Here is a 14,724-nt window from a genome sequence, read left to right on the forward strand (position 1 = left end):
CGGAGGCTGTTGTTCCCGATAATCTCAAAAGCGGTGTCAGTAAATCCTGCCGGTATGAGCCCGACATCAACCCAACCTATCACGATCTGGCACGACATTACCAAACGGTGGTCCTGCCTGCCCGCCCCAGAAAACCGCGTGACAAAGCTAAAGCGGAAGCCGGTGTGCTCCTGGTTGAGCGGTGGATCTTGGCCAGGTTGCGCAAACACACCTTCTTCAATCTTGCGGATTTAAATCAGGAAATACAACGGCTGTTGGCAGCTCTGAACGCCAAACCGTTTAAAAGGCTCCCCGGCACGCGCTATAGCCGTTTTTGTGAAATTGACCAGCCCACCCTCAAGCCACTTCCCTTTGCTCCTTACGAGTTGGCCTATTGGAAAAAGGCGACCGTCCATCTTGATTATCATGTGGAAGTGGATGGCCACTATTACTCCGTCCCCTACACCCTGGTGAAGAAGAAACTGGATATTCGCTATACCGCACGCACGGTCGAATGTTTTTACCGGAATCGACGCATAGCCAGCCATCTCCGCAGCACCATTCGCGGTCGCCATACCACCGTCAAGACACACATGCCTCTCAATCACCAAAAATACTCGGAGTGGAATCCTGAACGGTTCAAGCGCTGGGCAGCCAAGATCGGGCCGCAGGCGCTCCTGCTCACTGAAACATTGTTGGTTCAGCGCCAACATCCCCAGCAGGCCTACCGAAGCCTGCTGGGCATTCTCAGGCTTGGTAAAGCCTATGGCGATGAACGGCTGGAAGCGGCATGTACACGAGCACTCAAGATCAACGCGCTCTCCTACCGCTCTATTGAGTCTATTCTTAAAAACGGCCTGGATCAGAAAACGTTACTCAATAACGAGAAGAACAATAAACCGGTAGAACATCGCAACATCCGTGGCGCCGATTACTACAACTCAACAGTCCATTAAAGGAGAACCACATGCTGCTGCATCCAACACTCGAAAAACTCAATACCTTACGCTTCACCGGCATGGCTGCGGCTCTTGACGAGCAAATGCAGATGAACTCCCTTGCCGACATGAGCTTTGAAGAGCGACTTGGCCTGCTGCTTGACCGGGAAATAACAGCCAGAGAAACGCGGAGACTGCAAACCCGACTCAGAGCGGCTAAACTACGCCAAGATGGCTGTATCGAGGATATCGACTTCCGCCATCCACGCGGGTTGGACAAGTCACTGGTACTCAGGCTGGCCGGTTGTGACTGGATCAGAGAGCGCAACAACCTGATAATTACCGGCCCTACCGGCGTTGGCAAAACCTACCTTGCCTGCGCCTTTGCTCAGAAGGCCTGCAGAGAAGGGTTGAACACGCTGTATCTGAGAACGACAAAATTCTTCGAGGACCTCGCCCTTGCCAAAGGTGATGGCCGATATCTGAAGCTTCTGAAAGCCTTTGCCAAAGCCGATCTGCTGGTACTTGACGACTATGGCTTAACACAACTAGGCCGGGAACAGCGACATGACTTATTGGAGATACTGGAAGATCGTCATGGCTTGAAATCAACCCTTGTCACCAGCCAGCTCCCTGTGGACCACTGGCACGAACAGATCGGCGATCCGACCGTGGCAGACGCCATCCTGGACCGGTTGGTCCACACTGCTCACAAAATACAACTAAAAGGAGAATCAATGAGAAAAAAGAAGGCAAACTTGACCTGAATGGCGACAACAAGGTAATGGATTAATAACCGCGTCGCTTCGCTCCGATCACCCGACCGAGATCACTGGAACAGGTGGCCGGGATCAAATGGATTCAGTGACCGGCTTCGAATGGAATGACTGGCCGGATTCCCTGGAATACGCAGTTAAAGGGGTGACAGGCTCCCCATCCTTGAACTTGACGCCCCGGATAATATCGGCAAGGAGCTTGAATCCTCGTAGCCTTTGCCACTTTTTTTCTGCACTCATTCCCAGTTTATAGACCATGGCCAAGATTGTTCGGCGGGCAACACAGCCCCGGGTCTTATCCGTTCTTAGCCGTACAGTGGCAAAGGTTGATTCAATCGGATTGGATGTCCGAATGTGTTGCCAATGTGTAAGCGCCAAATGACCCCCTTCTTTTCAGCCACCTGAAAACATGGTCATGTTTGCCAAAACTTTCAGTGGAGGCGATCATGGACAGGAGCAACGCGAGGGGTAGAGACTCAAAGCTAAATTTCTGGCAAGAGCATATTGCCGGGTGGAAAGCATCTGGACTCAGCCAGTTGGTATATTGCAGGAACAATAATCTAGCAGTGGCCACCTTCGGTTATTGGCGACGCAAGCTTAAGCTGCAGAGTGGAGAAGTAGACAAGCCTCGCTTTTACCCTCTGGCAGTTGCACCTTCGCAGCAAACAATCCCCCCTCACAAGGATGGGAAGCCCTTTCGCCTCCTGCTTGGCGGCCATCGGTTCGTTATTGAAATAGACAATGAGTTTTCTTCATCAACGCTGCAGCATATTGTTCGTGCCCTGGAGCAAATATGATCCGGGGCAACCTGGAGAACGTCAATGTGTATCTGGCTGTTGGCGCAACCGACATGCGCAAATCGATCAACGGCCTGTCGTTGCTTGTTGAAGAACAATTTGAACTCGATCTCTTCACGGGCAACCTCTTTGCCTTTTGCAACCGGCGACGTGATCTGGTGAAAATTCTCTACTGGGACATTAACGGTTTCTGTGTATGGATGAAGCGCCTGGAGGCGGATTATTTCCGCTGGCCCGACAACGAACAGGAAGTTATGGAAATCAGCAGTTCTGCTTTGAGCTGGCTTCTGCATGGATTGGATTTACAGCAGGCGCATAGCCCCTTGATCTTTGACACGGTTTCTTGATGAAAATATTTATCTCATTGATTTTACGGATGTAATTTTAGATGGTTCATGGTAATATACGGTCATGAAAGTGGATATGACCTCATTGCCCGATAATCTGGAGCAGCTTAAAAAAATCATAGCCGATATGGCGATTGAACAGAATTATTATCTCAGTGAAAACAAGCTGTTACGTGAGCGGGTGCGCTTGCTCTACGCCAAGCTCTTCGGCAAAAAGAGCGAAAAGTATGTTGCCAACGGGCAGAATCCGCAGTTGCCGCTGTTTGACATGCCTGAACCGGAAGATATAGAACCGGAAAAGGAAACAGTTGCGATAGAAGCGCATCAACGGCAGAAACGTGGAAGAAAGGCTCTGCCCGAAGATTTACCACGGGTTGAAGTTATCCATGATATTGATGAGAGTGAGAAGATCTGTGGTTGTGGCACGCACTTAAGCAGGATCGGCGAGGAAGTCAGTGAGAAACTCGACATCATCCCTGCAGTTATTCGAGTTATTTGCCATATCCGCCCTAAATATGCCTGCCGCCACTGTGAAGGCCTAGAAACACAAGGCGCAACAGTGAAGATCGCACCACCACCCAAGCAGATCATTCCCAAGGGTATCGCTACCGCAGGGCTTCTGGCGCCATTTTGACCGCCAAGTTTTGTGATGCACTCCCCTTTTATCGCCAGGAGAAGCAGTTTACTCGCCTAGGAGCTGAGGTAAACCGAGCAACCATGTGCAACTGGGCCATGCATGCCTCTGAGGCCTGCCAACCTGTACTGGAGTTGCTTCATAGGGAAATTCGATCTGGCCCGTTGCTCTGTATGGATGAAACAACAGTACAAGTTCTCAAGGAACCTGGCCGTGCTCCAACAACAAAATCCTATATGTGGGTTTGCCGCGGTGGCCTGCCCGGTAAAGAGGGGGTATTGTATCGTTATTCACCAACCCGTTCGGCAGATGTAGCCAAAGAATTGAGTCAGGGCTATGCAGGCGTAGTACAGACAGATGGCTATGTCGGTTATGATTTTCTTGATGATACGACAGGAGTTAAACATGCGGCATGCCTGGCGCATGCTCGCCGTAAATTCGACGAAGCTGCCAAGGGGCTGGGCAAAGGGAAAAGCGGCAGTGCTCATGTGGCCCTGAACTTAATTCGCCAGATATACAGGCTTGAGTCTGAGGCAAAGCGCAACCAACTGAGTCCTGAAGATTTGGTTACCCTGCGCAACGAGCAGGGAAGACCAATTTTTGACGAGTTGCACGACTTTCTCAAGAAAAAAGTATTGCGAGTGACACCCAAAAGTCTGATGGGAAGAGCTGTACACTACACCCTCAAACAATGGAAACGACTTCTGGTGTATCTTGATCATCCAGAAATGACTCCCGACAATAATAGCGCTGAGAATGCTATCAGGCCATTTGTGGTTGGAAGAAAGAATTGGTTGTTTTCCGGAACCCCCAAAGGAGCAAAAGCCAGCGCCGATATTTACAGCCTGATCGAATCGGCCAAGGCCAACAGGTTGGAGCCGTACCATTACCTGCGCTATCTGTTTGAAAAACTCCCCTTTACTGAAAGCCAGGAGGAATATGAGGCTTTGCTGCCGATGAGGTTAAAACCGAAAGATTTAGCACTGGGTGACGCGGTGAGTGGGGTCTGATAAGCGCTTACTCATCTTTCACTCAGACCGAGGCTCTCAGTATTGCAGCCATGATTTCCAGAAGTTACTTAAAACCCACGGAGCCCTGCCCAGCATGAGTAGGAAAGGCGATTGTTGGGATAATGCAGTGGCTGAGAGTTTTTTCGGCACTCTCAAAATAGAGTTGGTTTTCGGAACGACATATTTCAGCCGAGCAGATGCCAAGCGGGATATCGTTGATTACATTGAGATGTTCTACAACAGCAGACGTCGTCATTCCTCTCTGGGGTATATGCCCCCCATGGAATTTGAAAAACAGAAGCTTTGGAAAGATGCAGCTTAATAAACTGTCTACTTTTATTTGACCACATCAATGTTTCTTGTCACAGGGAAAAAGTCAATATAGTTAGACAGAGTTACCCATCTCTTTCTTCCATTTGATCCAGTCTAGATGCTAGATCTGCCCAATCACCGAACGAAAACAGGTCAAGCATGCACTCAACGATTTCAGCGTGAGATTTGTCCATTTGGATAGACCGGGAACGCCCGTTGCTTGGACTCTCTAGTTTCTTTTTCGGTAAAAGTTCCAGATTAGCGTTAAAGCAATTGGCTATCTCTATCCCTGTAGTCTCGTTTGCGCGGTCAATGGCCTTCTGCTTGAGGACAAGTCGCATTGTCCAGCCGCTTTCAGCCCCAAGAGCTGAGTCAAGTGCTCCCCACTTGTCGCTTTCCGGACGATTTATGTTTGTCTCCCATTTTTGCACAGCCTGCCAGGTTATACTTTCTTGAAGATGTTTATTTACCTCTTCGGTAAATAACTCCATAGATTTAAAACCCGCCTTTTTCCTCGCACTTCTAAGTATTTCGCCAAACATTGAAGCCCTTTTGGTAATTGTTAGAAAGGTTATTTTCTATTTTTTCAGTACGTTATTTCGGTGATAATCCAAATAGAATTTCTGCCTCGCTGTAAAGTCACCAACATTCATTACTTGTTCAACCTGTAACCCCATTTGCGCGAAGGCCTGTAAATCAGCAAAAGGTGAAAAAATTAGATCTCCGTTATCAAGAAAGCTGATGTACCCCTTGTCAAAAAGATGGTCGACATGAGGCGCAAGAAGAAGGCCATTATGCCCATCAAGCCGCTCGGCGGAATAATAGGCCAATCCACCTTGCTCCCCCTCCACAGAGAATCTAGGGAGTAACGCCTGCAGCTGACACCTAACCAAATAGCTGCCTTTTCACATAGCGGTAGGAGATTTTTTCCTGCTCAAGCCTGAGCCTCGCAGTAAACTCATCACGAACAAGAAGATGATACACTTCCTGCTCCTCAGGCAGAAGACGGTGTAAAGAACGATTTGTAGGCCGCTCTTCAACTCCCCATTGGGGACGATGTTCGAGAAGGGTTTGCCTATCCATTAGAAATGAGCTGGCTTTTGGGAAGTAGCTGCGTAGTTGATCGAGCATGACAAAACCGTGTGTGTCGATATCTCCCCAGTAGTGAATATCTCTGGATTTCAGCCAGTTAATCTCCGCCAGCCGATCAAGACCAAAACCCAGACCGAAGATGATGATCGCCCTTTTTGCTGGAGGAAAGGCTAGTCCGTTGATTTCATTTTCGGTGATGAAAACTGTATCGATATCGAGGTGAAGTTTGTTGAACTCGTCAGCAGGAAGCTGCAGATCTGAAAGCCCTGAAATATAATGATCCTCATCCAGAACCCGAAAACGGACCTGAAGAGGTTTAGAAGTAAAACCGTAGCGCTGCTCAAACTTTTTTACGCCTGTTGCTTCCCAGCTAATTGCATCTTCCGGCAAAACTATATCAAGCAGTTCACTGAGCAGCTTTTTATGCTTTTCGATAAATTTTGTATCAACTCCTGCAATTTCCAGCTGACGTACATAAATCCCCGGCCGGAGATTTTGTTTTAGAAATGATAACACTGCTAACAATCTTGGCCAATTTTTATCGTTTTTTAGGGCTACCAAGGACCTTTTTTCCATCCAGGGTCTTAGTTCAGGAAAAACACCAAGAATCAGCTCACTCAAGACGTCAAAACGGTGGACGCTGCCCAGTTTTCCAATAAACTTGAAAAGAGACTCATCCGAGTCAAATACCACTGCTTGTGGGAACCTGTTTAGCCCCCGCTGGCGGTGATCTATTTCCCGAAACTCTATCTCGAAAGAATGCTTTTTCCCGCCTGCAACAAGCCCATCTATCCATGTTTTGGTGGTATCATACCTTTCCACCCAATCATTTGAGCCTGGTTTTTTCAGGGGAATCCGCCGTACCAAGGTTTCATTTTTTAAACGGGCAAAAAGGAACTCTCCCTTCTCCCATCTTCGCTCCAGTTTCTTACGTATATCGATAACATTTGTCCAGTCACTCAAATCTCACCTGCCTCCCTTTTTACCTTCTCTTCCCGGAATTCCTTTATGGTAAGACTTCGCAACTGGGACTCCAGCCCGCCCTCGTTATGGACAAAACCAACCGCCGAAACAAAGGGCTCGATGGTGTGGATTTTCTGCAAGGGGGTGACGATGAGGAGTTGTAAATTAAGTTCTTTGAACAGTCTCAGGGCATATCTGGTTGATTCATCCGAGCCGCGGCCAAACGCCTCGTCGATCACAACAAAACGAAAGCTCCTGGACTTAATGGCCCCTTTTTCCAAACCAAACTGATAGACAAGGCTTGCTGCAAGAACGGTATAAGCAAGTTTTTCTTTTTGTCCCCCCGATTTGCCTCCAGTATCGGTGTAGTGTTCATATTCACTGCCGTCCTCCTGATACCGCTCAGAAGCTGCAAACATGAACCAGTTACGAACATCGGTGACCTTTTTTACCCATCTCCTATCTATATCCACTGCCTCCGGCCTGCCCCTGAAGCGATCAATGAGTTTTTTCACCTCGTAAAATTTTTTCTCGGCATACTGCTCTTCTTCCGTTTCCCCTATAGTACCCGTCCCGCAGATACGAAGCTGCTGCTGAAAGTCTCGGATCTCAGGGTCGCTGTTTCTGGCTGTCTCTAACTCTACATATCTGCCGGGGTTGAACTCAATACCCGCAAGGGAGTTATTAATCTGCTCGATTCTCTCCCTGATCAACCGGTTCTGCTTCTCAAGATTCGCTTGGAACTGCACTACTTCACGGATTGTATTCTGGTTGAGCGATTCCTTGAAATTTTGTTCATACTTTGGGAGATCATCCCCCTCCAGCACTTCCAACATTTTCGCATACTCGGGTCCAGCCCCCAGGGTTTTGTCAACCTCCTGGGTTTCCGCTGCAAAATTGTTGCTGTAACTGTGCATAGCCGCAGTTATCTTTCCTTCCAGTTTTTTGAGCCGTACCTCAATGTCGTCAATGTCCTTCTTGAACCGACTACCCATCTCCAGTTCACCACTATGGCACGATTCCACGGTGAGCTGCTGCTCCCCCAGAATCTCCACTTTCATCGACTCAAGATAATCAAAAAGCTCATCGCGCTGGGACTCTTCAACAGTTTCGATATTTTTCCTGCAGCGCTTTAATTCATTTTCGCTCTGCTGGGATCGTTCTTCCAGGCGTCCCTGCTCCACAATCATATCCTTTTCATCTTGCTCGGTGATCTTCAGTTCAGACTCCACCTCTTCAAGCTGTGATATAAGAGTTGCCAAAATATCAGATGCCGACTCCAGTGCTTCCATCTCCCTTTGCAAGTCATCTGCTCTTTTTACGTCACCCCGCCAGTCCTGCTCATTATATTCCGAAAATTCCTGCAAAAGCCCGAGCGCTTTTATGATTTCAGCATATTCAGCTTTCTTTTCGTCGTATTCAGCAATTTTAATCCCCAAGTCCTGGATCGTTTTTTCTAAAACTTCCACATCCGAGGTAATAGCTTCAATTTTCTGCCTGTTACTCCAGCCGAGAATATATCTTCTACGGTCTCCAAGATAGTGCCGGTCATCTTTTTCATGACGACGCCCGCCGGTTTTTATCTGTCCTGCCAGGGTTATTGCCTGTTTTTCCCTACGAAATTGATCAGTTTCCGTGCAACAGATATAGTTAAACCGATGCGCCAGCTCGTGTTCAAGCCAGGAGTAATAGGCTGAATCCGGCTTAATCTCGAGCTTTTTGAATAAAGAGTGCGGGGCACAGGTGGTAGGAGCAGGAAGTGCATCAAGGTTGACTTTATAATAGACAAGCCGTCCTTTCAGGTGGGTATTGTCCACATATTCTGCGACGTTTGCATAGTGCACATCCGGTACCAGCAGGGACAATCCAAAATTATGAAGAACCCTCTCGGTAGCCCCCTCCCAGCGTGATTCCGCCTCCCGAACCTGCAACAATTCCCCGACAAAGGGGATGTCGTCAACGTCCAGCTGCAGGTTGTTGCACATCTGCTCCCTGATACGAATGAGTTTAGAGTCGATATTACTCTGCCTTTCTCGCAGCGAGTCTAGCTCATCATGGAGTTCTCGATATTCCTGCCGCTTCTGTGCAAATAAGAACGCCTCTTTAGTTGCAGCCTCCTGCAGGGTATTGGCGGCGTCTTCAGTCTCCCGGGTTATCCCTTCAAGCCGCCTGCGATTATCGAGAAAGGCCTCTCTGCTCTCCGTCTGAGACAAGCCAACGAGCCCCGCCAAGTCCCTATAGCGGTCTGCTCTCTTCTGCCTGGATTTTTTTCTCTCAAACAGCTGTTCTCTTTCTTTTTTTAGCTGCTCAATACGATCTCCGCCATTTTCAGCGATCGCTTTTGTCAACTCGTCCCTGCTTGTTCTCAATCCGTGCTTCTTTCGCTCTTTATCCCCGAGTTCAATTTCGAGTTTTTCCAGCTTCTCTTCCAACTCCTGCAATCGCATCTCCAGCAGTTCGGCTTTCAGTGAGGAAAAGTAGCCGGGAAGGGCCCCCCTGAAGAGATGCAAATCCTCATTATCTTCAGCAAGGGAGCTGTATTGGTGGTAGCTTGCGACCAATGGAGAAAGCTGCTCTATCTGCTTCTTTGCCTTGAGCACCGCATCATAGGCTCTTTGCAGATCGTCATAATGTCCTGTCAGCGCGGCTATCTCGGGCTCCAGGTCAAAAGCTTCAAGCATATGCTGGCGTACAAAGTCGGTGAGATTTCCTACAGATTTCATCGAAACAGTCTGGTGAAAAAGCTCTAAAGCTTGCTTATGCTTGATTCCGAACCGCCTCATGAACTCGGCGCTGTAAAGAGAAAAATTGTCAAAAATCTCAACGCCACTTTCCCCTCGAAGCAGTTTTTTCAAATCACCAAGATCTGAGCCAAAACCCGAAAAATTCTCGGAGATAGACAACGGCTTTTTGGCAACTAAATAGTATCTCTCCGGCTGCCCCTGCTTATCCCTGCACCAGAAGACTTGCGCCAGGGTAATTTTCTGATTGTAACCCTCATTGAAAAACACACCGAGGATGACGGAGTAGGAGTTGTGATCCCGTAGGGCCACAGGAGTGGAGGTCGGACCGAACTCACTTCTTTCAGTCTTGTAGTGGCCAAGAACATAGGAGCGCAGGGAACGCTCCCTTTTATCCGCGCCGGCAGCCTTATTGAAGGCCGCCCTGTGGGCCGGTACAAACAGGGTGGTTACAGCGTCCACAAGGGTCGATTTCCCGGAGCCGATATCACCGGTCAGGAGGCAATTTTTCCCATTCGGCTGCAGGGCCCAGACCTTACTATCAAAAGTTCCCCAGTTGTACACCTCCAGCCGCTCCAGGCGAAAGCCGGCGTCTTCATCACTACTGGCAAAATCAAACAATGGTTCCTGCATAGCTCCCCGCTCCCCCCTCATTCTTCTTTTCAGCTTGCAGAAATGTCTGATATTCTTTCAATCGCTGGTCCATTTCACTCAGCCAGTGGGCGTTGATGTACGCTTTTAAAATGCGCTTTACCTCAATGGAATTTTCTTTTCCGGGCATTCTGCGGACAAATCCCAACTCCACCACCTTGGAAATATGGGAATCGATCTTATCGACTAGCCTCGCCTCGTTGACTCCGGAGGGCAGAAAGGTAGATACCATTTCAACAATTTCATCCCGGCTCATAATAAGGCGTGTATCCTCGCCAGAGGCATCAAACTCCGCCAGCCTGTGTCGCAGCAGCGCCAGCAGCAGACTGACAGGATAGGATAGCTGCCTGCGTCCTATCAGCCTTGGCAGTACTTCCTCCTCGCCCTCCTGTTCCCTGTATTTCAAAAAAGCGTACCCCTCCGATTCATCCACAAGAAGACTCAAGCCCATAACCGAAACATATTCAGAGATAACACCTTGCTCCCTGATCAACTGCTGCCAGATAGCCGAATCTGGCTCCTTGTATAGAACCCCTTTCATCAAGGAGATCACAATTTTTGAAATTCCTTTATCCATAGCGGTATCAATCACCTGGTAAAAATCACTCTTGGCACCTGGACATGTTTTTCATTTGCAGTCTCATCCAGCAGGATAATTTTCTCATGCTGGTCTTCATCAAACACTGCTCTTTTCTCCGCAGCAATTACAAAGTAGCAGACAAGCTCAGCGACCCCTTTTTTTACAGGATATTTTCTTGTAAGTTCACTAAGGGAAATCTGTTCACTGGTCTGCAGCATCTTATTGATCTGACTTTCCAGTTTAGTCCTGTCCACCATAAACTGCTCAAAGAGAATATCGGCATTGATATTAGCTCCATCCGCTTCTACGACATCCAACTCTATTACTGGCTTGACCGGCGGAGAAAAAAGGGGTCTCTCAAAAGGCAGGGCAATGGTGGCATTGGATTCATCAACCTCCATGAACATCCCTTCGGGCACATTGCTCCGAACGTCTATTGCAGCCGTTTGGATATCCTGAAGGATGTTGATAATACGCTTATTTTCAAGATAGGTTTTATCATCGAGGAATCGACGCAGCTGGTGGGAGAGTTTCGCAACTGTTCGCTGGGTATGACTTGCGGCTTCAAGCCAGTCATAGTGAATGCGTTTCAGGCGCGGATCAAGTTGAAGCTCCCGAACCGCGTCAAAGCCTGTTACCTTAGCAAGCATCTCTGTCAGCTTTGCCTGCCTGTCAATAGACATGAGAAAATTCCAGAACGCCTGGAAACTCCGGCCCTGGTCCGAATCAGCAATAGCATCTCGCTCCTGAAGAATTTCCTCTAGCAATTCCCCTTTTCGACCGTCCCAGGTAGCTATTTTCTCACGAACCTCTTTATCCAGCTGCCTGAAATTATTCTCAACCTCGCGGAAATCGCGGAGCAGATCCATCGCTGTACTTTCCACCTGCTGGGCTCGGTCTCGTAAGGCAGTATCACTTAACCGGTTGATATGCCCGTGCCGGATGGCCTCAATTTCCTGATCGATCTCACGCTTTTTCCTCTGCAGTTCGATGATTCGTTTATCCGGGTCAATCTCGGTGCCATCTATCATCTGTTGCAACAGCTCAAACACCATCATGAGCCTTGACTCGGTGCCGACAAACTTCCGGGTTGTTAGCCCCTCCAGCCAGCTGATGGCTTTCTCTGTGGCCGAGGTGATATCGTAAGCTGGCTCATCTGCGCCTGTGGGGTAGAATTTCCTCAACCATCCCTTGTCATCCTGGGCCCATTCCTCTATGTAGTCCGCCGCCGAACGGGGAAATTTTTCTTCCCCCTCAATTTCTCTTAGGTAGAAGAGTTCATCCTCAAGTTTTGAGATAAGCTCAACTTGGGAGATATCGCGCACATTTTTGTTTATGAAAACACGGTGCAGAAAACTTAGAATCAAAGGTGCATGATCGGCTACAAGTAGTCGCCAAGCAGGGTGCGCCTTTTTAATTAATGAAAGTGACTCGTAGTCCAATTTCATTTAAATCCCTAATGATAGTTTATCTATAAACTCAAGTTTCTGAGTTGATTTATCTGTATGAATTTACGTCGATAACGGGCAGTTGAGAGGCTGCCATTTGTTGATTGCACCGACAAAAATTGCAAAAATTTGACGATAAAATGTAATGATTTCGTGGAGGAATTATCCCGCCCAAAGGGCACCTTTGGCTAATTTTATCGATACATCAACCCGTTACGTAACTCAGAAACTTGAGTGTAAATCTATCCGTACCGCTCATTCCTGATACTAACGCAACTGATCAGCCCAATTAGGTCATCTAGGTGTCCGCGATGAGCTGTACACCATTTTGCATGATATTATTTTTTCGGGTGGGTATGGGGGTAATGGATCGGGGGCGATAGAGAGGATGATCGGGCGTAGAGGGGATTTGCTCATTATTGGAACCGGTTGTTGGTGATGGTGGGCAGATTATTAAAAACTGTCCTTCCATGTTTAGCACCCAGCCTGTTCCTGCGCAACCTTTTGAAATGATATTATTTGTAGGTAGATTTACCTATCTGTTATTTGACGTGACCCGTCGGTAAAGACGAATAGAAAGTGGGAGTATCGGTCGTTTACCTGGCAACTAAGAATGACTTCTCAGAAACGGGAGTGCTTTTTTATTGTAACGATAAAAATAATGAGCGCATCCGAGCCCAAGGAATATCAATATCAAAAATAAATTGTTTTAGATATGGTGTCCTTCGAAGAGAGACCTTCACTAATTAAGAGGTCGGTTAATAAAATACATACCAAATTGTAAAACTTCCAAAAATTGCAGATAAAATAAAACATAAGAAGGTGGCAAAAGATTTGTTAAAAGTAAGGAGGAGTCGACCGAATCCGCGTGTGACTGGAAAATTAAAAATATTTATTATTTTTGTCTGAAATAACAAGAAAATAAATACAGCAATTACTGTAAAAAATGTGAATAAAGGTTTGTCAAGTGGTGTTTTTATGCACCTGTATATTAAATACTGTGTGTTCGTTGAGACATTTATTGTCGGTATATTTGTTAATTTGTATAATCCTAAGAAAGAGATTGTTAATCCGAAAAAACCAATTAAAATATTTCTTAATACATCACATTTTGATTTTGTTGTTTGTGAACGGTAGTTGTATTCATGTATAGATGCATTTATTCCTTTCTCGAGAGCAATTACATTGAATCCAGGTAATATTGTTTGGCTATTATCTTCGTAGCTATTAATTTTCTGAAAAGATTTTATGTAAGCAAGGACTCCAAGTGCGGAACTGTATAACTCGTATCTCTTACTCCTTTTAAATTCCACCGCTTTTCTGCATAATGATCTTAGTGTTTCTCTCCTCCATGTTAAATCGTCACCTAGCGCTTGGTATAAATCGATAATTGTGTCGGTAGATGAAGGATGATGCTGATGCCTGTGCCCAATATCTCTAAGGAAAAAGAATAATTGGGAGCAGACAAGATGTTGTACATGCTGCTTTAATAAAGGGGAGTCTGGAAATTTTGGAGCAAAATTATATTTAATTTGGGACTCATCTACCTTAATTGTCAAAATTCCATGTCGGGATAGTTCGAAACTTGCAATAAATAATGAATAATCAAGTAGATGTTTTTCTAGATTGAGATAGTTTTCCTCGAATTTTTCTTTGAGATGATTCCTTTCTTCATAAGGTTTTAATGAAAATCTCTTTAATAAATTCTGAGACGAAACAATTTCTTTGTAAATTTTATCCTGCCAAACCTGATCATCATGGAAAATATATAGTTTACCATTGAAATTTGGCTCGGAAAAAGTTGATGTATCTGGTTGGGGGGGGAGACAGGCATTCGCTTCAGAGCAAGAGCCTAAGCAGGCGTACCAGAATATACTTGCTTGCCGAAAAATACAGCGAGCAGTGTGGTGCTTTACAGGGAGGACGGCATCGGACAAATATCTTTTTTGAAAGATAATTGTGTATCGGTTTGAAGAGTCTGAAACATTCTGAGAGATGGCTTCCGTGGGGCAGTCGCTATCACCGAAAAATTCAAAAGACAATCGGCCTGTAACCGTTGGAACCCACCCCTTATACTCCATTATTTGAAGACTTTCGGTGAAGCTGGATAAAGAAGGTTAAGATCGGAAAATGCTATCCAGTGAATCGTCTGAAAGCGTTCCCTGCTCTATCCATGTATTCGTTCTTAGGTCAATAGCAAGACCAGCTTTTTTTCGATTATCACGGCTGCCATTGTTAAATGCAGAGTTGGTTCCTTTTAAAGCAGAGGAAAAAGATCCGCTGATTTCGTGGATTTGTCTGTAGTTATGAGATGTTGTAAAAAGAAACTTTAAACCAATCGCGCCAAACATGATGGTAAAAAAGCCGCCAACATAAAGAACAACTAGTTTGGAAATAATCTCCCAGTCCATTTTTCCCTCTAAAGGTTCTATAGCTTGCTGGTAATTGCGATTATC

Annotated in this window: 12 protein-coding genes and 3 pseudogenes; 6 read left to right on the forward strand and 9 right to left on the reverse strand. The window is 46.6% G+C overall.

Annotation, left to right across the window (positions count from 1 at the left end):
* Positions 1–935: transposase (locus JWJ90_RS12025; RefSeq protein ID WP_205227473.1), on the forward strand; the 935-nt coding region annotated here is incomplete at its 5' end.
* An 11-nt stretch (positions 936–946) separates the two neighbouring features.
* Complete coding sequence (istB, locus tag JWJ90_RS12030) at positions 947–1,684, forward strand: IS21-like element helper ATPase IstB (RefSeq protein ID WP_205227474.1); 738 nt, start codon at positions 947–949, stop codon at positions 1,682–1,684.
* An 84-nt stretch (positions 1,685–1,768) separates the two neighbouring features.
* Here the strand turns inward: istB and JWJ90_RS12035 are convergent.
* Positions 1,769–2,059, reverse strand: a pseudogene (locus tag JWJ90_RS12035) (hypothetical protein); the annotation flags it as partial.
* 80 nt (positions 2,060–2,139) lie between these two features.
* On the opposite strand from JWJ90_RS12035, the gene tnpA reads away from it, so the two are divergent.
* The 4 genes and pseudogenes from tnpA to JWJ90_RS12055 all read left to right on the forward strand — a co-directional run.
* Entirely contained in the window at positions 2,140–2,490 is a 351-nt protein-coding gene (gene tnpA, locus JWJ90_RS12040) for an IS66 family insertion sequence element accessory protein TnpA (protein WP_420828911.1), read from the forward strand.
* Positions 2,487–2,837, forward strand: coding sequence for an IS66 family insertion sequence element accessory protein TnpB (gene tnpB, locus JWJ90_RS12045; protein ID WP_205227476.1), 351 nt, complete (start codon positions 2,487–2,489; stop codon positions 2,835–2,837). Before tnpA ends, tnpB begins: the two co-directional genes overlap by 4 nt.
* Positions 2,838–2,901: 64 nt before the next feature.
* Positions 2,902–4,481 (forward strand): annotated as a pseudogene (tnpC, locus tag JWJ90_RS12050) (IS66 family transposase).
* Positions 4,482–4,485: 4 nt separating this feature from the next.
* Positions 4,486–4,803, forward strand: a pseudogene (locus JWJ90_RS12055) (integrase core domain-containing protein); the annotation flags it as partial.
* Positions 4,804–4,876: 73 nt separating this feature from the next.
* On the opposite strand, the gene JWJ90_RS12060 reads toward JWJ90_RS12055, so the two are convergent.
* The 8 genes from JWJ90_RS12060 to JWJ90_RS12095 all read right to left on the reverse strand — a co-directional run bounded on the left by JWJ90_RS12060 (position 4,877) and on the right by JWJ90_RS12095 (position 14,679).
* Entirely contained in the window at positions 4,877–5,335 is a 459-nt protein-coding gene (locus JWJ90_RS12060) for a hypothetical protein (RefSeq protein ID WP_205227478.1), read from the reverse strand.
* Positions 5,336–5,371: 36 nt separating this feature from the next.
* Positions 5,372–5,623: an HNH endonuclease signature motif containing protein gene (locus JWJ90_RS12065; protein ID WP_240194906.1), complete on the reverse strand. Its 252-nt coding sequence runs from the start codon at positions 5,621–5,623 to the stop codon at positions 5,372–5,374.
* Between the two features lie 55 nt (positions 5,624–5,678).
* Positions 5,679–6,848, reverse strand: coding sequence for a Wadjet anti-phage system protein JetD domain-containing protein (locus JWJ90_RS12070; RefSeq protein ID WP_205227480.1), 1,170 nt, complete (start codon positions 6,846–6,848; stop codon positions 5,679–5,681).
* A complete protein-coding gene (locus JWJ90_RS12075) occupies positions 6,845–10,222 on the reverse strand; it encodes an ATP-binding protein (protein ID WP_205227481.1) in 3,378 nt (1,125 codons plus the stop codon). The genes JWJ90_RS12070 and JWJ90_RS12075 overlap by 4 nt, the downstream gene beginning before the upstream one ends.
* Positions 10,203–10,817 carry a DUF4194 domain-containing protein gene (locus JWJ90_RS12080; RefSeq protein WP_205227482.1) on the reverse strand — a complete coding sequence of 205 codons (615 nt, stop codon included), beginning with the start codon at positions 10,815–10,817 and terminating at the stop codon, positions 10,203–10,205. The genes JWJ90_RS12075 and JWJ90_RS12080 overlap by 20 nt, the downstream gene beginning before the upstream one ends.
* 11 nt (positions 10,818–10,828) lie before the next feature.
* Entirely contained in the window at positions 10,829–12,268 is a 1,440-nt protein-coding gene (locus JWJ90_RS12085) for a DUF3375 domain-containing protein (protein ID WP_205227483.1), read from the reverse strand.
* Positions 12,269–13,026: 758 nt separating this feature from the next.
* The gene (locus JWJ90_RS12090; protein ID WP_205227484.1) at positions 13,027–14,349 is read right to left on the reverse strand and encodes a hypothetical protein; all 1,323 of its coding nucleotides are present in this window, start codon (positions 14,347–14,349) and stop codon (positions 13,027–13,029) included.
* Between the two features lie 36 nt (positions 14,350–14,385).
* Positions 14,386–14,679, reverse strand: coding sequence for a hypothetical protein (locus tag JWJ90_RS12095; protein ID WP_205227485.1), 294 nt, complete (start codon positions 14,677–14,679; stop codon positions 14,386–14,388).
* Between the last annotated feature and the right edge of the window lie 45 nt (positions 14,680–14,724).

The sequence above is a fragment of the Desulfobulbus rhabdoformis genome, from assembly GCF_016919065.1.
GTDB lineage: Bacteria > Desulfobacterota > Desulfobulbia > Desulfobulbales > Desulfobulbaceae > Desulfobulbus > Desulfobulbus rhabdoformis.

Excerpts from the sequence above, each read along its gene's own strand:
- istB (WP_205227474.1), top strand. The coding sequence starts at position 947 with ATGCTGCTGCATCCAACACTCGAAAAACTCAATACCTTACGCTTCACC.
- tnpA (WP_420828911.1), top strand. The coding sequence starts at position 2,140 with ATGGACAGGAGCAACGCGAGGGGTAGAGACTCAAAGCTAAATTTCTGG.
- tnpB (WP_205227476.1), top strand. The coding sequence starts at position 2,487 with ATGATCCGGGGCAACCTGGAGAACGTCAATGTGTATCTGGCTGTTGGC.
- JWJ90_RS12060 (WP_205227478.1), bottom strand. The coding sequence starts at position 5,335 with ATGTTTGGCGAAATACTTAGAAGTGCGAGGAAAAAGGCGGGTTTTAAA.
- JWJ90_RS12075 (WP_205227481.1), bottom strand. The coding sequence starts at position 10,222 with ATGCAGGAACCATTGTTTGATTTTGCCAGTAGTGATGAAGACGCCGGC.
- JWJ90_RS12080 (WP_205227482.1), bottom strand. The coding sequence starts at position 10,817 with ATGGATAAAGGAATTTCAAAAATTGTGATCTCCTTGATGAAAGGGGTT.
- JWJ90_RS12085 (WP_205227483.1), bottom strand. The coding sequence starts at position 12,268 with ATGAAATTGGACTACGAGTCACTTTCATTAATTAAAAAGGCGCACCCT.
- JWJ90_RS12090 (WP_205227484.1), bottom strand. The coding sequence starts at position 14,349 with ATGGAGTATAAGGGGTGGGTTCCAACGGTTACAGGCCGATTGTCTTTT.
- JWJ90_RS12095 (WP_205227485.1), bottom strand. The coding sequence starts at position 14,679 with ATGGACTGGGAGATTATTTCCAAACTAGTTGTTCTTTATGTTGGCGGC.